An 18,463-nucleotide genomic window follows, 5' to 3' on the forward strand; every position below is an offset into this window, starting at 1 on the left:
CAAAGACGGTGCCCTCGCATCCACTCGCAACAGGCTCTCGACGCGACCGTCAGCCGTCAGTTCGACTTGCGGGCAATATCCTCGATCGCCCGGTACGCGAAGGCGATGCCGGGACCGATCGTGATTCCCGCTCCCGGATAGATGCCCCGCATCGGCGACGTCATGTCGTTGCCGCAGGCATAGAGCCCCGGAATGCCGTTGCCGTCCGGCCCGAGCACTTCTCCGGAGGTGCCGGTGGAAAGGCCAGCCGACGTTCCGAGCGTCGCGGGCACGATCCGCAACGCATAGAACGGACCTTCGGAGATCGAACCGAGGTTCGGGTTGAGCTTCCCGACCGCCGGATCCCCGAGCATACGGTTGAAGGCGGACTCGCCACGGCCGAAGAGAGGATCGATGCCCTCGACGGCATGCGCGTTGTGCTCGCGCACCGTGGCCTCGAGCCCGGCGGGATCGAGCCCGATCTTCTCGGCCAGCTCGCCGATCGTCCGTCCCGAGGACAGGTAGCCGAGCTTCTCGTACTTCTCGGCGTTCCGGGTCCAGGGATACGGCAGGAGATGACCCATGTCGCGCTTCTTTAGGAAGACCCCGTCGCAGATGAAGAAGAAGCGACGATCGGTAGGGTAGCCGCTGTCGAACATGGCCAGACAGATGTCGTGGTAGGAGTTGGACTCGTTGACGAAGCGCTTCGCGTCGGGCCCGACGGCGATGACGCCGGGGCGGCCCCGGTCGAGCCAGCCGTAGGGCACGGACTTCACCGGGCTCTTGCCGTCGTTCAGAAGTGAGATCGGCGTCCAGAAGCCCGCGCTCGCTCCCTCTGTGTCGACGGTCGCGCCGGCGCGGCGAGCCGCGCTGATGCCGTCGCCGGTGACGTCCGGGTGAGCGAGGGTGTGGTCATGCTGATGCGCGCCGCTCATCTCGCTCCGGAGTTCGGCGCTGCGTGCGAAGCCGCCCGTCGCAAGGACGACGGCACGTTTCGCGCCGACACGGAGCGTCTTGCCCCCTTCCCGGATCTCAGCTCCGATCACGCGACCATCGGGTGAACGGACGAGGTCGACCAAAGTCGCGCCGACGGTCACCGGGACCTTGCGCTTGCGCAAGCTCGTGAGCAGGCGGGCGATGAGCGCGTTGCCACCGCTGAGTTCAGTGCCTCTCGGATGCTTCACGCGATCCTTTGCGTAACGTGACACCCTGCCCAGCACGTGCTTCAGGGCTGCCGCGGACTGGAAAGGATTGAGGAACTTGCCGACTTCGCCCGACGAGATCATCATCCCGCCGAGGACCACTCGAATCGGGTCCCCGATCAGCTTGAAGTCGTCGCCCAGAAGTCTTCCGTCGAACGGAGCCGGGCTCAGGGCTCGCCCGCTGTCGACGCCACCCACGCGATCGAGACCGGGTTCGTCGGGAACCCTGAATTCTCCGAAATCGCGACGATCCTCGAAACGGTGACCTTCACCGCGGCGGAACTGAACAGCGGCTCGGGCAACTTCAACCGCGTCGTCGGCGGGCAGTCCTTCGGCTTTTCCGGAAAGGACGGATATTTCTTCGACAACGGCTACGACCAGCGTGTCCCGTACCACGGCTATCTGGTGTCCTCCGACATGGGCGTCGGGCCGGACGCAACGAGCTTCACGATCGCCGCACCGATCGGATACACCTTCGACCTTGGTGGCTTCGCCTACCACACCGCGGTGGTCGACACCGTGACGGTGCGCGTCGAGTATGCCAACGGCTCGTTTGCCACCGGGACGTTCTCTGCGTCGCCGAACGGCGATCGGACCGTGTCAACCTTCGGTGGATTGGCGGCCATCGATGACGTGACGAAAGTGACCGTCTCCTCCCAGAACGGCACCCATTCGGCCGACTTCGGCACCAACGACTACGTCTTCGACGACATCAGGGCCATCGCCGCTACCGACACCGCGCCGCCGTCGGTCAGCAGCATCGCCTACACTGGTCCGGCCGCCGCGAACGCCTCGGTCATCACCTATCGCGTCGTCTTCGACGAGGCCGTCCGGAACCTCACCGCCGACGATTTCAGCCTCGTTGCCACCGGCACGGCCAACGGTACGATCTCCGGACTCGCCCCGGCGGGAGGAAGCGGCGGTACGACCTACGACGTCACCGTCACAGCCGTCGCGGGCACCGGGACCCTCCGTGTCGACCTGAACGCGCTCACCGACGTCACGGACGCCACGGGCAACGGCGACGGCACCAACGGACACGTTTCCGCCTACACGGCCGGCGGCACGCATGCCGTGGACCGCGACACCCCTGCCCAGCCCGCGGCGTCGCTCGCTCTCGACACGGGCAGCAGCGGAGCCGACGGCATCACCAACGTCGGCATCGTGAACGTCGGGGGCCTCGAGACCAACGCAACCTGGCAATACTCGGTGAACGGCGGGGCCACGTTTGTTCCGGGATCCGGTTCGACCTTTACCCTCGCAAGCGGAAGTTACGCCGCCGGCGACGTCCAGGTGCGCCAAACAGACCAGGCGGGCAACGTTGGCCCTTCGGTCTCGCTGTCCGCCGTCACGGTCGATGCGACTGCGCCTGGTGCCCCGACTGCTTTGGCCTTGGCTGCCGGGAGCGACAGCGGTGCGTCGGCCACGGACGGCGTGACGGCCGTCAGGACGCCCACGGTCGGCGGACACGCCGAGGCGGGCGCCATCGTCCGGTTGCTCGACCTCGACCGCGGCACGACGCTCGGCACGACGACCGCTGACGGCAACGGCGACTGGTCGCTGGCGACGTCTAGCCTTGGCGACGGTACCTACCGCTTGGTCGCGACGGCACAGGACAGCGCCGGAAACACGAGCACCTCCGCCGTCCCGACGTCCGTCACGGTCGATGCCACCGGACCGTCCGTGGCATCCGTCGCCGTTCCCGCAAACGGGACCTACGGTGCCGGGCAACAGCTCGAGTTCACTGTCGACTTCGACGAGGCCGTGTTCGTCGACACGGTCACCGGGACTCCGCGCCTCGGCATGGTCCTGAATTCGGGCGGTGCCGTCTCGGCGGATTATGTTTCCGGCTCCGGCAGCGGCAGCCTGCTCTTCCGTTACACGGTCGCGGCCGGGAATGCGGACCCCGATGGCATCGCCATCGGCTCCTTCGCCGTCAACGGCGGCACGATTCAGGACGTTGCGGGCAACGACGCCGTCCTCACCCTCAACAACGTCGGCTCGACCTCCGGCGTTCTGGTCGATACGGGCGCGCCATCCGTGATGGCCCTGACCGCCGTGACGCCGAGCGGCACCTACGCCGCGGGGAGCGCGATCGACATCCGCGTCACCTTCTCGAAGGCGGTGGACGTGGCAGGGGTGCCGCGCCTCGCGCTGGAGACGGGTACGACCGATCGGTTCGCGGAGTATGTCAGCGGCGCCGGCACGGATACGATCGTCTTCCGTTACGACGTCCAACCGGGAGACGTTGCGGCCGACCTCGACACGGTCGGCACCTCAGCGTTCGACCTGAACGGCGGGACCATTCGGGACACGTCGGGCAACGACGCCGCGCTCGCGCTGCCCGCCCCGGGCGCCCCGGGCTCGCTCGGCGCCAACGCAGCCATCGTCGTGGACGCCGTCGCGCCGGTCCTCTCCTCGGCGACCGTGAACGGATCCGCGCTGGTGTTGTCCTTCGCCGAGGCGCTGGACACCGCCTCGGCGCTGCCGGGCGCCTTCGCCGTCAAGGCGAACGGCATGCCCGTCTCCGTGAGCGCGGTATCGGCCTCTGGCTCCGCAGCGACATTGACGCTGGCCTCGGCCGTCGCGTCGGGGGCCGCCGTCACGGTCGCCTACGCCGACCCGACACCGGGCGATGACGCAAACGCCGTTCAGGATGTCGCGGGCAACGACTTCGCGTCCCTGGCTGCCACCAACGTCACGAACACGACCGCGGCCCCTCCTTCCACGCCCTCCCCCACACCGCCGACGCCATCTCCTTCCGGACCGACCCCTTGGCCCGACCGTCTCGTGGGAACCGCTGCGTCCGAGACAATCGACGGCCTGGGTGGCGACGACACGATCGTCGGCGGTTCGGGCAATGACACGCTCCTCGGCGGGGCGGGGTCGGATCAGATCATGGCCACGCCGATCCTCGGGCAAATTGCCTACGTCTACGGCGGGACCGGGCCGAACAACCCCGACGACGGGGCGGATCTCCTGACGATCTCCGGCCGGGGGGCTGCTTCGGTGTGGGGCAACGGCGGTGACGACGTCGTCTCCTACGCCGCCGATGGCGCGGCCACCATTTACGCCGGGGTCGGCGCCGACACGGTCGAGGTCGCCAACGACGCCGCCAACATCATGATCGGCGGAAGCGGCGTGGGCGACGTGTTGACGGCGCGGGGCGACGGGGCCAACACCGTGTTCGGAGGTTCGTCGAACGTCGATCCCCTGGACGGCGCCGACCGCATCCTCGTGGTCGGCAACGGTGCCAACGCCCTGTTCGGCAACGGCGGCGACGACCGGATCGAGGTTCAGGGATCCGGCGCCAACCTTGTCTATGCGGGCGTCGGTGCAGACGAGGTGGTCATTAACGGGTCGGGGTCGAACACCGTGTACGGCGGCACCGGTGCGGGCGACGTCGTCACCATCCGCGGCGACGGCAACAACGTTGTCTATGGCGGTTCGTTCAATGGCGACGCCGCCGACGGGGCGGACGTGGTCCGCATCGAGGGCGACGGGGCCAACGTGGTCTACGCCAATGGCGGGGACGATCTCGTCGTCATCGCTGGCAGCGGAACCAACACGGTTTTCGGCGGCTACGGCAACGACACGATCGTCGGCAGCTCGGGTGCGGACCACATCGTCGGTGGCCCCGGGGCGAACGTCATGAGCGGCGGCAACGGAGCGGACCGCTTTGTCGTGAACGCGGGCGGGGTCGACCTCGTCACCGACTTCAACCTGCTCGAGGGCGACCGCATCGAGACTGGAGGTCAGGCCTACACGGTGTCGCAGACGGCGGAAGGCTACGCCGGCATTGCGTTCGCCGATGGGTCGTACATCGTCCTCCAAGGCGTGGTTGCGAACTGCGTGACGGGAGACTTTTTTGCGTGATCCGTCGGCGAGGGTGGAGGCCGGGCTGTCTGCCTTCCGTTCCCCGGTTCGGACGAAAGCACGCTGACGCGACCCCCAACCCGTCTGCGGAGACCCTCCCTTCGGCTGCATGCGGGAGCGGTCCCTTCCGTTGACCCGAATGCCTACAGACTGGGGGACGCGAGTTGGTCCCGGTCCATGCCGTATCCACCCACTGGGAGGTCGGGATCGAGATCCGCGTCCGCGTCAAACCGCAAGAGCCAGCAGTTGCGCTCTCCGGCGAGCTTGGCCGCCGCGATGAACTCGGTTGAGAGACCGGACCCGCTCAGGTCCCGGACGCTGCCGTCGCGTAGGGGACCGGCGATCAGCTTGGCGGTCGAAACCACCCAGCCGTAGTCGTAGCGCATCACGTCGAACGGCAGTTCGGCTCCGTCCAAGAGCGCGACGTCCTCCGCCGTCAGGTGCCCTGTCGAGATGTCCATGAACGCGTAGATTGCCATGCCTCACCCACTCCCGTGACGAACGGAGGATCGGTCGCCGTCGTGCAAGCCACCATGGGCACGACGATGGACGATCTGAGCAGTTCGACACGTGGGCAACGTGCAGAAGACGCCGCTGGTTCGCCCGACGGGCAACTCAGCCATACGAGGCCCCCCACTCGGAAATAGGCTGATGGCGCTGAAGCGGTCATTGTGCAGCGCGCGCGAACGCGCGCCGGCGTCCGGACATCAGAACGCGTATCGCACCCCGCAGTAGGGCATGGCCTCGCCGATCCAACCGAGGAGCTGATCGAGCCACTGGCGCTTCCAGCCGTGCCTGTAGCGGACGTTCGTCATGCCGTTCTGGCTGACCTTATCCTCTTGCAGGTCGGGCCGCCAGAGGAAGTTCTCCGCCTTCGGGTGCCACGACATGTTCAGGTCGTGCAGCCGCTCGTTGTGGGTCAGCATGATGACCTCGCACTTGAGCTGGGCCTTCGCCGCGGGCGTCAGCACGTCGTCGATCTCCCGGAACAAACGCTGCCACTCGGCCTGCCAACCCTCGTGGACGACTACGGGGCTGAAGTTGGCGTGGACCTCGTAGCCCGCCTCCACGAAGTCGTTGATCGCCCGGATGCGCTCGGCCATCGGGGAAGTCCGAATGTCGACGACCTTGGCCATCTCGGCGGGCATCAACGAGAAACGGACGCGCGTCCTCCCCTGCGGCTCGTAGTCGAGGAGGTCGCGGTTCACGAATTTCGTGGCGAACGAACCCTTCGAGTGAGGAAGCTTTCGGAACGCCGCCACGAGGTCGCGGACGTTGTCCGAGACGAGAGCGTCCACCGAGAGGTCGCCGTTCTCGCCCAGGTCGTAGACCCACGTGTACGGGTCGACCTGGTTCGGCTCGGTCTTCGGTCCGGTCGCCTCCGCGTGCTTGCGGATCGCCGCCGCCACCTGTTCGACGTTCACGAACACGCTGATCGGGTTCGCGTAACCCTTGCGCCTCGGAACGTAGCAGTAAGAGCACGCCATGGCGCAGCCGTTGGACGACGACGGCGCGATGAAGTCGGCGCTCCGGCCGTTCGGGCGCATCTGGAGACCCTTCTTGACCCGAGGACGAGGACCTCGCGCTTCAGGCGCAGCCAGTCCTCGGCCGAGGCGCTGTCGCCGTAGAGCTGGGGGATCTTGGTGTGGCTCTTCACCTCGACGCGCTCGGCGTCGGGAAACCGCGCGAGGATCTCGCGGCCGCGCTCGTAGCCGAGGATGGAAGGCTCGAGGTAGATGAGCTTCGGGTCGAGGAGCGCGGAAGGATTGGGCATCCTCACTATGTGGGCCACGCTCCCACACCCTGCCATACGATCGCAGCTCATGGACCCGGCGTCGTTTGCGTTGGTCGCGAAGCGATCGCCGTTCAACGTAGGCATTGGGCACAAAGCTCAGAGCGCCGTTCGCATTGAAGACGGCAAAATTTCTCGGACAACTCGGCAGTCGCCGACATGGGACACCCAGCCGAGCAGAGAACGAAGCGTTCGCCTGCTGGTGTAGTAGGTTGCCCTATCATTTGAGACCGCTGGAGAATTTTTGTTCTCCCGGACATCCAAGTCGCAGCGTCCGGTACGTGGGCAAGGTGAGGCGCAGAGCCTATCGTCTGACAAATCCTCGAATCGGATCCTGCCATGACGTTTCCGAAGTCCGCCGTCCTTCTTCTCCTGTCGTCGATCGCGCTCGGCGCCGTCCCGGCCGCAGCGCAGGATGTCGATCCCGACGCCACGATCCGGGTCGGCTCGCTCTACGAGCCGCAAAACCTCGACAACACGGCTGGCGCCGGCCAGGGCATCAACGAGGCCTTCAACGGCAATGTCTACGAGGCACTCTACCGCCTGACGGATGCGGGCACCGTGGAGCCGGTCCTGGCCGAGAACCATACCGTCAGCGACGACGGCCTGACGCACACGTTCACCCTGCGCCAGGGCGTGCGTTTCCATTCGGGCGATCCGCTGACGGCAGCCGACGTGAAGGCCTCGATCGAGCGCGTGACGGCGGAGACATCGAAGAGCTCGCGCAAGAAGAGCCTGTCGACGATCGCCTCGATCGAGACACCCGACGACCGGACGGTCGTGGTCAAGCTTTCCACGCGGTCGATCTCTCTTCCCTACAACCTGTCCTACGTGTGGGTCGTCAACGACACGGCCGGGGATATCACGGCAAAGGAGGACGGGACCGGCCCCTACACGCTGGAGGACTGGCGCCGCGGCTCGGCGCTGGCGATCGGTCGCTTCGACGGCTACTGGGGCGACAAGCCGAAGAACGGCGAGGTCGTGTTCCAGTATTTCACCGACGCGACCGCGCTCGGCAATGCCCTCCTGACCGACGCCGTGGACGTCGTCACTTCGGTCCAGAGCCCGGACGCGCTCGCGCAGTTCCGGGACAACCCGGCCTTCACAGTGTCGGAGGGGGCCTCCACCACCAAGGAGCTTCTCGCCTACAACGATCGCGTGGCGCCCTTCAACGACGTGCGTGTTCGCAAGGCGCTCGCCCGGGCGGTGGACAAGAAGCGGCTCCTGAACGCGATCTGGGGTGACTACGGCACGCTGATCGGTTCTTTCGTGCCGCCGACCGACCCGTGGTACGAGGACCTCACGGGCGTCGACGCCTACGATCCGGCCAGCGCTAAAGCCCTCCTGGCGGAAGCCGGCCTCCCCGAGGGCTTCACCTTCACGCTCGACACGCCCGACTACGATCCCCATCCGATCGTCGCGCAGTTCCTGCAGAGCGAGTACGCCAAGATCGGTGTGACTGTGAACATCAACACCATCACCGCCAACGAGTGGTACACGAAGATCTACCAGAAGCACGATTTCCAGGCGACGCTGCAGGAGCACGTCAACCACCGCGACATCGTGTTCTATGGCAACCCGGACTTCTACTGGGGCTACAACAATCCCGAGGTGGTGACGCTCATTGCCGACGCCGAAAAGGAGGCGACGGAAGCCGGGCAGACCGAGAAGTTGAGGCAGGCCAACCGGCTGATCGCCGAGGACGCGGCCAGCAACTGGCTCTATCTCTACCCGCAGATCGTGGTGGCCAGCGCCAATGTCACCGGCTATCCGGTCAACGGCCTGAACTCGCAATTTTACGCCGCCAACATCACCAAGGCCGACTGACCGGCTGAGGTCAGACTCAAGAGACTGCCGGCGCTTGTCGCCCGGCGGTCCTCAGCATTCCGGGGGCTCGACCCATTCTCGCCTACGCGATACGCCGCACCCTAATCCTTTTCGTCTCGCTTCTGGCAGCGGCGCTGCTCCTCTTCGTCCTCCTGCGCCTACTGCCGGGCGACCCGGCCAATGCGCTGGTCGGCGTCGGTGCGACGCCGGATCAGGTCGCGGCGGCGCGTGCGGAGGTCGGATCGGACCAGCCGCTTGCCACGCAGTTCGCACGCTATCTCGCCGATCTCTCGCGCCTCGACTTCGGCACCTCGTTCGTCAGCCGCGCCGACGTTTCGCAGGAGATTTCGGACAGGCTCTCAGTCACGCTGCCCCTTACCCTTGCCGGGTTCCTGATCGCGCTGCTTCTAGCCGTGCCGTTAGGTGTCCTGTCGGCTCTGCGAGCGGATCGCCCGTCCGGCGCGGCGATCTCGGTCGTCTCTCAGCTCGGCGTCGCGGTACCCGTCTTCTGGGTCGGCATCCTTCTCGTGACGCTCTTCGCGGTGAACCTGCGCTGGCTGCCGTCGGGCAGCTTTCCCCGGCGTGGCTGGAGCGATTTCGGCGGAGCGCTGCAGGCCATGGTGCTCCCTGCGCTGACGATCGGCCTCGTGATGGGCGCCTCGCTGCTGCGCTACGTCCGCGCGGCGACGCAAGGGGTGCTCGAAGCGGACTACCTGCGCACCGCTCGCGCCATGGGGGCTGGGCGGCGCGAGGCGCTGCTGCGCCATGGCGTCCGCAACGGCGCGATCCCCGTCATCTCCGTGCTCGGCATCGAACTCGCCAGCACCTTCCTCGGCGCGGTCGTCGTGGAGCGCGTGTTCAGCCTGCCCGGCCTCGGCTCGATGCTGCTTCTCGCCATCCAGCAGCGCGACTATCCGAGCGTCCAGGGTGTTCTCTTCGTTTCGACGCTTCTGGTGCTCCTCGTCGGCTTCGCCGCCGATCTCACCCAGCGTCTGCTCGACCCGCGCTTGCGCGACAGAGCGACCTCGTGATCGACCTCGCCGCTGCCCCGCAAAGAGCCCAGCGTTCCTGGACGCTCACCGTCGGACTGCTGCTCGTCGGGCTGCATCTCATCATCGGCATCGCGACGTTGTTCTGGACGCCCTATGACCCCACCGATCTCGTGGGCCGCCGGTTGGAGGCGCCGAGCCTCACGCATCTCGCCGGCACGGACAGGCTGGGGCGCGATCTCTTCACGCAGATGATGGTCGGCAGCCGGATCGCGCTCCTCGTCGGCACGGGGGCTGTCGCGGTCGGGGCGCTCGTCGGCGTCACGCTCGGCATCCTCGCCGCATTCGCATCGCGCTGGCTGGATGATGCGCTGGCCGCCGCGCTCGACATCCTGATCGCCTTTCCGACGCTCCTTATCGCCATGCTGGTCGTGGCCGTCAGCGAGAGCCCCAGCCTCGGTACGGCGATCCTCGCGCTGGGGCTCGGCCTCTCGGCGATCTTCGCGCGGTTGACCCGGATCCTCGCCAAACGGGTGCTTGTGCTCGACCTCATCACAGCGGCGAGGACTTGCGGTACGAGCTGGCCCGGCATCGTCTTTGCCCATGTGCTGCCGAACATCTGGCCGTCGCTTTCGGTCGCCTTCGCGCTCCAGTTCGGCCTCGCTGTCATCGCGGAGGCCTCGCTTTCCTATCTCGGCCTCGGCGCGCCGCCGCCCAACGCCTCCTGGGGGCGTCTGCTGCAGGAAGCGCAAGGCACCGTCTTCACCGCGCCGCTCGGCGCCGTGCTGCCGGGCCTCGCGCTGGTCTCGCTCGTCATCGGCATCAACCTTCTGGCCGACGGGCTTCGCGAGCGCGGCGACCCGCGAAGGGCGACGCGATGAGCTTGCTTCTCTCCATTCGGGACCTTTCGATCGAGGCCGGCAGCGCCCGCCTCGTCGACGGTCTGTCGCTCGACGTCGCCGCGCACGAGCGCGTCGGCCTGATCGGGGAGTCCGGGTCGGGCAAGTCGATCACGGGCCTTGCCGTCGCCGGTCTCCTGCCGAGGGGTCTGAGTGCCGGCGGCTCCGTTCGCCTCGCCGGCAAGGAGGTTGTGGGCGCCCCGGAACGGGTTCTCGATGGATTGCGAGGGCGGGCGGTCGCGATCGTCTTCCAGGAACCGTTGACGGCGCTCGACCCCTTGATGCGCGTCGGCCGTCAGGTCGCCCTGCCGCTGGCACGACGCGCCAAGCGTGACCGCGCTTCCTTGAGCCGGCGCGCGCTGGATGGCGCGGTCGAGGACCTGCTTGCCGAAGTGGCCCTGCCGGAGCCGCGGCGAATTGCACGATCCTACCCGCACGAGCTTTCCGGCGGCCAGCGCCAACGCGTCGCCATCGCCATGGCGTTGGCCTGCCGCCCCGATCTCCTGATCGCGGACGAGCCGACCACCGCGCTCGACGTGACGACACAGGGCGAAGTTCTCGCGCTCCTGAACCGGCTGGTGGCCGAGCGGGGCATGGCGCTCCTCTTCATCGGGCACGACCTCGCCGTCGTCTCGCAGGCGGTGGACCGTCTCGTCGTGCTTCAGCGCGGCATCGTCACCGAAACCGGGCCGACGGCCGAGGTGCTCGGTGCGCCCCGCCATCCCTATACGCAAAGCCTCGTCGCGGCGGCCCGCCGCTTCGATGCCGCTCTCGGCTGGCCCGCATGACGATCCTTGCCATCGACGACGCGAGCTATGCCTACGACCGCCGGCGCACCGTGCTGCACGGCGCCTCGCTGGCCATCGGCGAAGGCGAGGCCGTCGGGCTCGTCGGCGAGTCCGGTTCGGGCAAGACCACGCTCCTGCGATTGGCGCTCGGTCTCGCCACGCCGACGACCGGCACCGTCCGCTTCGAGGGCGATGTCCTGGCGACGGGCGACCGGAGCCAGATGCGCCGATTCCGCCGAAGCGTCCAAGCGGTGTTCCAGGACCCCTATGCCTCGCTCGACCCGCGCCAGCGCGTCGGTGCCATCGTCGCGGAACCTCTACGTTCGCTGCGGATCGATGGCGACCACGCTGTCATGGTAGCCGAGGCGTTGGAAGCCGTCGGGCTCGGCCGGGACGTCGTCTCCCGCTTTCCTCACCAGTTCTCAGGCGGCCAGCGGCAGCGCATTGCCATCGCGCGGGCCATCGTGTGCTCGCCAAGGCTTCTTCTCGCCGACGAGGCCCTGAGTGCCCTCGACCTCACCACTCGCGTACGGATCCTTGATCTTCTGGCCGAACTCGGGCAGCGCATGGCCATCCTGTTCGTGTCGCACGATCTCGGGGCGGTGGCCGCCCTCTGCCAGCGGGTCGTGATCTTGGAGCGCGGCCGCGTCGTGGAAACGGGACCGACCGCCGAGGTTCTCGCCCGTCCGTCCCATCCCTACACGCAGCGCCTCCTCGCCAGCGTTCCCCGCCTCGCCCCGGAAGGATCCAAGCCATGAACGAAACCGCCTCGCACCCAGAAGCCGATTTCGAAACGTGGCGGAAGCAGCGCCTCGCCGCCCTTGCCGCCCCCGACGGATGGCTCAACATCATCGGGCGCTGGCCACTCGAGAACGGCACGGTCAGCGTCGGCAGCGCACCCGGCAACGACATCGTGCTGCCCACCGGGCCAGCGAGCGTCGGCACGCTGACGCAGGACGACACTGGCCTCGTGTTCCGGCCAGCCGACGGCGGCGAGGAGCAGCGGCTTGCTCTTTCGAAGTCGGCGCCGCCACGCTTCTCGAGCGGCCACCTTCTTCTCGAGGTCACGACCCTGAACGGTGAGAACGCGCTTCGCGTGCGCGACACGACGCCGCTCGAAGTCGAGCGCTTGCCGCATCTGACGGCGTTTCCCTATGATCCGTCCTGGCGGATCGTCGCCCGGTGGGAGCGGCTAGACGCGCCGCATTCGGTCGAGATCGACACGAGCCGCAATATCCGCACCGAGGTCGAGGCGACGCACCGCGCCGTGTTCGAGCGGGACGGACAGCGATACGAGCTCCTGGCAACCCACGGCACGCCGGAGAGACCGCAGTTCGTCTTCCGCGACGCGACGGCGAGGACTGGCGAGACCTATCCAGCCGCGCGCTTCCTGTTCGGCGAGGAGGTGACGGCCGACACCATCGTCCTCGACTTCAACCACGCCGTCAGCCCGCCATGCGCCTTCACCGACTTCGCGGTGTGCCCCCTGCCGCCGCCTGGGAACATGCTGCCGATGCGCGTAGAGGCCGGAGAGCACGCGCCGCCTGCGCACTGACCTCTAACGGTTCCTCACGCGATGGATACGAGCGGTTGAGCAGGTAATGTCAGGAATGCGCATGGCAGTTGCTCGGAACTGCTGACGCCGAGGCGTCGGTTTTGAACCGTGGCACCCGATCGGGGGCGGACCAAGCTATTCAGCTTAGGTGCTCGACATCGACCGAACCGGCGAACCGGTCCAAGAGGTCGGGTTCCCCCATCTGACCTCCCTTGAGGATCAGCAGCATACCGTCGCGGTCGGTCCGGTCAGACCGTGCCCTAGACATCGCGACGCCCTTGTCGGCGCGCCCCGCGAAACCAATCCCCCAAATGCCGAGCGCCTGAGCGAGATGGCTGGAAGTATCTCCGCCGGCAGCGATCATGCGACGGACCGGATACTGGTCGAGGATCGCGCCGACGAGCCTCGCCCCTTCCACAGCGAGCGAGGTGTCGGCAGCCTCTGGCGTCGGACCATCCAGCGACATTGTGTGAAGGAGGAGGTTGTCGCCGGTTCGCAGGATTTTCATCGCATCCGCGAGGACGTCGTCCCGATACGCGCTGCTGGCGATGAGGGCCACGGGGTCGATTCGGAGCCGCCGGTAGAGCCGTGACGTAAGGACTTGCTCACGGGTGGTCGGCGACAGGGAACCAGCTATGGCCAGCACCTGCGAAACCTCCAGATTGCTGGTTGCCGCGACTGTTTGCGCTTGGCGAGCCTCAAAGAATGCTTCGGCGACGCCACTCGCCCCCACAGCCAGAACGGAACCGTTTTCGGCTATCCGTCTCAAGGCTGCGCCAGCCATGGACACATGCTCCTGCGTCAATGCATCCAAAAGGACGGCTTCGTCTTCCGACGAGGCAAGTCGATCTATGAAATGCGCTCCGTCATCCAGAGATCGGTAATGAATCCCCTCGACCGATTCGAGACCAAGCGTTGCCAGATGCCGTCTTAGGTCGGCTTCTCCCATTGGCGTCGCGGGATGTCGGCTCATCGTAGGATGCCGGTCGAGGCGGTGGGTCTCGTCGCCTGCGGCGGCGAAAAGGTTGGAGAAAGCGCAATAGCGGCCGAGCGAGGGCTGGCCGCCCAAGATCACCGCGGTCGGATGGTCGACGAAAGGGCGCAGCGTCTCGATCGCGACCGCAAGGTTCCCGACCTCCGGCGCGCTGTCGAAGGTCGAGCAGCATTTGTAGTGGACGAGTCGGACCCCAAGCGCGCGGAAGAAGTTGCCCGCCGGCTCCACCGCGGTGCGCAGTTCGCTCGATCCCATCGACCGTGTGGCGCTGGCGATGCCAACCGCATCGAGCGGCCCCGCCGCGCTTAGACGTGCAGCGTCGGGAACTCCGAGGAACAGGAAGGCGCGGAGTCCCCTTTCGCTGATCGTCGCCAGCGTATCCGTCGCACCCGTGAAGTCGTCGCCGAACCAGCCGTAGCGTGGCGCGTCCATCAGCGTGCGCCGAAAAAGTCGAGCGCCTGCGCCAGAGCGCGATCGGTGCGTGCCGCTTCGCCGAGATCGACTCCGTTTTCTGCCGCAGCCCAAGCTGCCCGGATGCTGGCAACTCCCTCCGCCGGTCCGCCGGGGTGGGCCATGATGCCTCCGCCCGCCATGAACAGGAGGTCGCTGGTGCCGACGGCCGCATAGGTCGGCTTCACGGTTCCTGCCCACTGGCCTGAGGAGAAAGCTGGCAGGACACGGTCATCGTCCTCAGCCAAGGGCGTCAGGCAGGCGCGAGCGCTGTCCACTACTTCTGTATCCTCCTGCGCGAACTTTCCTGAAAGACCATGGACATGCATGTGGTCGACGCCGGCGAGCCGCCACAGTGTCTGATAGGCGCGAAAGCCGATACCCAACGCCTCATGCCGTGAGAAAGCGCCGTAGCCGTTGCGATGCCCGTGCAGCACGAGGTCGGTGTGGCGGCGCAGCGTTTCCACCGCGGAGAAGCCGCACCAGTTGAGACTGACCATCGCGCAGGTGCCGCCCTCGCGGGCGATCAGGTCGGCATGCCGGCGCATGGCGTCGGTCTCGTCGGTGATGTTGAAGGCGACCATCACGGACTTGCCCGTGCGGTCCTCGTGCGCCCTGACCGCCCGCATCACCGCTGGAATGCGCTCGGCGAGCGGCGCATGGTCGGGATCGGCGGCGATCTCGTCGTCCTTGATGAAATCGAGCCCGGCGGCGCACAGGCGCGCCACGAGCTCGCCCGTCTCGGAAGCGGACAAGCCGACATTGGGCTTGATGATCGAGCCGACCATCGCCCCCCGGGGCACGCCGGTCAGTCGCCGGGTGCCAGCAACACCGTGACGCGGCATGGGAAAGCGACGGCGGTAGGTGGTGGGAACCCGGACATCTTCCAGGCGCAGTCCGGTCGTCTCGCCGAGGTCGAAGAGGTTGCCGGCGACAGTTGCAGCCAACGTGGAGAGGTTCGCGCCGACATTCGCTACGGGAAACCGGATAACCACCCGGCCCCGACGCGAGACGCGCGTCTCGCCACGTCGCCGCAGCCATGCGCTCGGCACGGAGGGCTGGGCTGCCTCGCCAAGATCCTCGACCGAGACGACGATCGCCCGGGCGCGCTCGCGTAACGCGTCGGTCTCGCCCTCGACGCGGGTGAAGGTACCGCATGACTGCTCGCCCGCCATGATCTCCGCAACTTTCTCCAGCGGCAGGGGCGTTTCGACGAGATAGGTCGCCTCGAAGGTCTCGGAACTCATGGCCCTCAGACCGTCGCTAGGTCGGGGAACGGACGCACCGGATCCCGGCCGTCCCAGCTCACCGACGCCGCACGGATCATGTCGAACATGCGCCCCTTCGGGCCTGCCACCTCGGACAATTCGATCACTGTGCCCGGATGGAACTCGGTGTCGAAGTAGACGAAGCGGCCGCGCTCGCCGACCTCGCCGCTCATGACGGGCTCGAACCCTTCCGCGATCAGGCGCGCGAGATCGGTGTCGTAATCCTGCGTCCAGTAGGCGACATGCTGGAGACCGCGATGGCCAGCCTGTTTGAAGTCGCGATACATGGAAGGCGCGTCGTTACGGGTCTGGATGAGCTCGATCTGCAAGGGGCCGGAATTGGCCAGGGCCACCGAGTTGTGCGGCGTGTGGCTTGTCCCCCGGTACTGATAGTTCTCGATGGGCACACGCTCCTTGTAGAAGAACGGCCCGACGCCGAGGACCCGCGACCAGTGGTCCATCGCCGCCTCAATGTCGTCGACGACATAGCCGGCCTGTCTGATTTCACCGAAAAATCGGCTCATGGATCGTCCTTCTGCAAAGGAGGTGCAAGCCGTCGCGGCCTGCCGGAAATGGGCAGCGGGCGGACCGCATGGGCCGCCCTCGCCGAATCAGGCGAGCGTGCCGACGGCGCTTTCGAGGTGGCCCCAAGCTTCCTCGCCGAATTTCCCCTTCCACTCGGCGTAGAAGCCGGCTTCCCGCAGCTTGGCGCGGAAGCTCTCGGTGTCCGCTTCGTTGAAGGTGAGCCCCTTGGCCGAAAGGTCTGCCTCGACGGAGGCGTTCAGTGCCTTGATGTCGGCGCGTTGCTGGAGACCCGCCTCGTTGATGGCGCGCGAGACGATCTCCTTCACGTCGTCGGGCATGCCCGACCACTGCCGACCGTTGGCGATGAACCAGTAGCCGTCCCAGATGTGGTTGGTGCGCGCGCAGGACTGCTGCACTTCGTAGAGCTTGGCGACCTGGATGATCGGCAGCGGGTTCTCCTGCGCGTCCACGACCTTGGTCTGGAGCGCGGTGTAGACCTCGGAGAACTGGAGGCTGGCAGGTGCGGCGCCCAGGCCCGAGAACATAGAGATGCTGATCGGCGAGACCGGCACTCGGATCTTGAGGCCGGCGAGCGAGGCGGCGGACGTGATCGGCTCACCGCTCGTGGTCATCTGACGGAACCCGTTGTCCCACATGGTCTCCAACGCATGGAGGCGGGAGCCCTCGATCGCCTTGCGCACATGGGCGCCGACCGGACCATCCATCGCGGCCCAGACCTGGTCGTAGTCGGAGAAGGCAAAGCCGACCGCATTGATCGCAGCCACCGGGACCAAGGTCGCGATCACCAGCGCCGAAGGCGTAAAAAAGGTGAGCGCTCCGTTGCGGACCTGGGACAGCATGTCCGTGTCGCCGCCAAGCTGGTTCGCCGGGAAGATCTGCATTTCGACGCGGCCGTCGCTCTCTTTGGCAATGCGCTCGGCGGCTTCCTTCGCGCGGATGTTGAGCGGGTGGCTGAGCGGGAGGTTGTTGCCGTAGCGCAGCGTGATCTCGGCGGCGTGCGCGTAGCGCGGAATGGTGAAGAGCGTGGCGGCCGCGGGCGCGGCGATCAGGCCCTGCAGAAGCGTGCGTCGGGTGAGCGTCATGTCGGTTTTCCTCCCCAGGTTCGATTTGGGCTTCCCTCCATGCAAAATCGATCATAAGAATGATTGGGTCAAATCATGTTTTTGATGTGAAATGATGTAATGGAATGAGCGCTACTGACGAAGCCATCCTCCGGCGGCGAGCCACGATCACCGACGTTGCGCGACTGGCCGATGTCTCGACGGCCACCGTCGACCGGGTTCTGAACGGGCGGGCGGGCGTCAAGGCGCTGACGACCCGCCGCGTCATGCAGGCGGCGGCGGAACTCGGCTATGTCGACGAGAGCGACGAGCGCGCCCGGGAGGTGGTGCCCAAGGGACAGATCGTTTTCCTCCTGCCGGAAGGCACCAACCGCTACCTGACGCAGCTCGGCCGCCAGATAACCGAGATGGCGCCCCACTTCGAGCGTCAGTCGCTTCGCCCGACCGTCGAACACATCCGCTCCTTCAACCCCGAGCTTCTAGGCAAGGCGCTCCAGAAGCACGCCAAGTCCGCTGCCGGCATCGCCTTCATGGGCATCGAGCATCCTGTCGTGCGCGAGGCGGTGACGCGTATCGGCGCGGCTGGCGTGCCGGTGATCACGCTGATCTCCGACGTTGCGAGCCCCGGCCGGACCGCCTACCTCGGCCTCGACAACCGGGCGGCCGGACGGATGGCCGCCTATCTCCTCGCCCGCTTCATCACACGGCGCCCCGCCAAGGTCGCGATGATCGCCGGCAGCCTCGGCTACCGCGCCCACGGCGAGCGCGAGATGGGCTTTCTCGACCTTCTGCAGGAAGAGCATCCGGGCATCGAGGTCGTCGGGCTGCGCGAAGGGCACGACGACGAGGCGCTGAACCATCGGCAGATGCGTATGCTCCTGTCGCAGCACCCGGACCTCGCGGGCATCTACAACATCGGCGGCGGCGCATCCGGCGTCGGACGCGCGCTGAAAGACGCGCGGCGCGAACGCGAGATCGTCTTCGTCGGCCACGGTCTGACGCCCGATACGCGCGAATACCTCGTGGACGGGACGATGGACGCCGTGATCACCCAGAGCGCGGAGGACACCGTGCGCCGATGCTTGACGATCTTCGCCGACTTACGAGCAGGTCGCCCGGTCGAGGCCGCCGCCGCGACCATGCGCATCGAGGTGGTGTTCCGCGAGAACCTGCCTTGAGGGTGCCGGGGCGTCGGAGGACCGCCCCGGCACTGACGGCTAGCCACGCGGCTGACAGG

The 18,463-nt window shown here is 66.9% G+C and carries 14 protein-coding genes and 1 pseudogene; 8 read left to right on the forward strand and 7 right to left on the reverse strand.

The features are described 5' to 3' along the window. Positions 1–56: 56 nt before the first annotated feature. Entirely contained in the window at positions 57–1,682 is a 1,626-nt protein-coding gene (locus ACLNGM_RS22055) for an FAD-binding protein (RefSeq protein WP_416356597.1), read from the reverse strand. Here ACLNGM_RS22055 and ACLNGM_RS22060 point away from each other — a divergent pair. After that, complete coding sequence (locus tag ACLNGM_RS22060; RefSeq protein WP_416356598.1) at positions 1,587–5,057, forward strand: beta strand repeat-containing protein; 3,471 nt, start codon at positions 1,587–1,589, stop codon at positions 5,055–5,057. The genes ACLNGM_RS22055 and ACLNGM_RS22060 overlap by 96 nt on opposite strands. A 143-nt stretch (positions 5,058–5,200) precedes the next feature. On the opposite strand, the gene ACLNGM_RS22065 is transcribed toward ACLNGM_RS22060, so the two are convergent. After that, positions 5,201–5,536, reverse strand: a complete 336-nt coding sequence (locus ACLNGM_RS22065; RefSeq protein WP_416356599.1) for a hypothetical protein — start codon at positions 5,534–5,536, stop codon at positions 5,201–5,203. Between the two features lie 228 nt (positions 5,537–5,764). Continuing rightward, positions 5,765–6,831, reverse strand: a pseudogene (locus ACLNGM_RS22070) (spore photoproduct lyase family protein). Between the two features lie 357 nt (positions 6,832–7,188). On the opposite strand from ACLNGM_RS22070, the gene ACLNGM_RS22075 reads away from it, so the two are divergent. The 6 genes from ACLNGM_RS22075 (at position 7,189) to ACLNGM_RS22100 (ending at position 12,907) form a co-directional block, all read left to right on the forward strand. Next, a complete protein-coding gene (locus ACLNGM_RS22075; RefSeq protein ID WP_416356600.1) occupies positions 7,189–8,676 on the forward strand; it encodes an ABC transporter substrate-binding protein in 1,488 nt (495 codons plus the stop codon). An 89-nt stretch (positions 8,677–8,765) separates the two neighbouring features. Then, positions 8,766–9,707: an ABC transporter permease gene (locus ACLNGM_RS22080; RefSeq protein ID WP_416358521.1), complete on the forward strand. Its 942-nt coding sequence runs from the start codon at positions 8,766–8,768 to the stop codon at positions 9,705–9,707. Further along, positions 9,704–10,546, forward strand: a complete 843-nt coding sequence (locus ACLNGM_RS22085) for an ABC transporter permease (protein ID WP_416356601.1) — start codon at positions 9,704–9,706, stop codon at positions 10,544–10,546. Before ACLNGM_RS22080 ends, ACLNGM_RS22085 begins: the two co-directional genes overlap by 4 nt. Continuing rightward, entirely contained in the window at positions 10,543–11,352 is an 810-nt protein-coding gene (locus tag ACLNGM_RS22090) for an ATP-binding cassette domain-containing protein (protein ID WP_416356602.1), read from the forward strand. The genes ACLNGM_RS22085 and ACLNGM_RS22090 overlap by 4 nt, the downstream gene beginning before the upstream one ends. Beyond that, a complete protein-coding gene (locus ACLNGM_RS22095; RefSeq protein WP_416356603.1) occupies positions 11,349–12,110 on the forward strand; it encodes an ABC transporter ATP-binding protein in 762 nt (253 codons plus the stop codon). The genes ACLNGM_RS22090 and ACLNGM_RS22095 overlap by 4 nt, the downstream gene beginning before the upstream one ends. Next, positions 12,107–12,907 (forward strand): DUF1684 domain-containing protein, encoded by an 801-nt coding sequence (locus ACLNGM_RS22100; protein ID WP_416356604.1) that lies wholly within the window; start codon positions 12,107–12,109, stop codon positions 12,905–12,907. Before ACLNGM_RS22095 ends, ACLNGM_RS22100 begins: the two co-directional genes overlap by 4 nt. A 139-nt stretch (positions 12,908–13,046) precedes the next feature. Here ACLNGM_RS22100 and ACLNGM_RS22105 read toward each other — a convergent pair whose 3' ends face one another. The 4 genes from ACLNGM_RS22105 to ACLNGM_RS22120 form a co-directional block, all read right to left on the reverse strand. Then, positions 13,047–14,333: a four-carbon acid sugar kinase family protein gene (locus tag ACLNGM_RS22105; protein ID WP_416356605.1), complete on the reverse strand. Its 1,287-nt coding sequence runs from the start codon at positions 14,331–14,333 to the stop codon at positions 13,047–13,049. Further along, positions 14,333–15,598 carry a ribulose-bisphosphate carboxylase large subunit family protein gene (locus tag ACLNGM_RS22110; RefSeq protein ID WP_416356606.1) on the reverse strand — a complete coding sequence of 422 codons (1,266 nt, stop codon included), beginning with the start codon at positions 15,596–15,598 and terminating at the stop codon, positions 14,333–14,335. The genes ACLNGM_RS22105 and ACLNGM_RS22110 overlap by 1 nt, the downstream gene beginning before the upstream one ends. 5 nt (positions 15,599–15,603) lie before the next feature. After that, complete coding sequence (locus tag ACLNGM_RS22115; RefSeq protein ID WP_416356607.1) at positions 15,604–16,143, reverse strand: VOC family protein; 540 nt, start codon at positions 16,141–16,143, stop codon at positions 15,604–15,606. Between the two features lie 87 nt (positions 16,144–16,230). Next, positions 16,231–17,247, reverse strand: a complete 1,017-nt coding sequence (locus ACLNGM_RS22120) for a TRAP transporter substrate-binding protein (RefSeq protein ID WP_416356608.1) — start codon at positions 17,245–17,247, stop codon at positions 16,231–16,233. Positions 17,248–17,351: 104 nt separating this feature from the next. Here ACLNGM_RS22120 and ACLNGM_RS22125 point away from each other — a divergent pair, with 104 nt between their 5' ends. Beyond that, complete coding sequence (locus ACLNGM_RS22125; RefSeq protein WP_416356609.1) at positions 17,352–18,404, forward strand: LacI family DNA-binding transcriptional regulator; 1,053 nt, start codon at positions 17,352–17,354, stop codon at positions 18,402–18,404. Positions 18,405–18,463 lie beyond the last annotated feature (59 nt).

The sequence above is a fragment of the Aureimonas phyllosphaerae genome (genome assembly GCF_047943035.1).
In the GTDB taxonomy this organism is placed as follows: Bacteria; Pseudomonadota; Alphaproteobacteria; order Rhizobiales; family Rhizobiaceae; genus Aureimonas; species Aureimonas phyllosphaerae.

Bases quoted from the DNA above. Each gene is read 5' to 3' on its own strand.
- ACLNGM_RS22065 (WP_416356599.1), bottom strand. From the start codon at position 5,536: ATGGCAATCTACGCGTTCATGGACATCTCGACAGGGCACCTGACGGCG.
- ACLNGM_RS22075 (WP_416356600.1), top strand. From the start codon at position 7,189: ATGACGTTTCCGAAGTCCGCCGTCCTTCTTCTCCTGTCGTCGATCGCG.
- ACLNGM_RS22090 (WP_416356602.1), top strand. From the start codon at position 10,543: ATGAGCTTGCTTCTCTCCATTCGGGACCTTTCGATCGAGGCCGGCAGC.
- ACLNGM_RS22095 (WP_416356603.1), top strand. From the start codon at position 11,349: ATGACGATCCTTGCCATCGACGACGCGAGCTATGCCTACGACCGCCGG.
- ACLNGM_RS22100 (WP_416356604.1), top strand. From the start codon at position 12,107: ATGAACGAAACCGCCTCGCACCCAGAAGCCGATTTCGAAACGTGGCGG.
- ACLNGM_RS22105 (WP_416356605.1), bottom strand. From the start codon at position 14,333: ATGGACGCGCCACGCTACGGCTGGTTCGGCGACGACTTCACGGGTGCG.
- ACLNGM_RS22110 (WP_416356606.1), bottom strand. From the start codon at position 15,598: ATGAGTTCCGAGACCTTCGAGGCGACCTATCTCGTCGAAACGCCCCTG.
- ACLNGM_RS22115 (WP_416356607.1), bottom strand. From the start codon at position 16,143: ATGAGCCGATTTTTCGGTGAAATCAGACAGGCCGGCTATGTCGTCGAC.
- ACLNGM_RS22120 (WP_416356608.1), bottom strand. From the start codon at position 17,247: ATGACGCTCACCCGACGCACGCTTCTGCAGGGCCTGATCGCCGCGCCC.
- ACLNGM_RS22125 (WP_416356609.1), top strand. From the start codon at position 17,352: ATGAGCGCTACTGACGAAGCCATCCTCCGGCGGCGAGCCACGATCACC.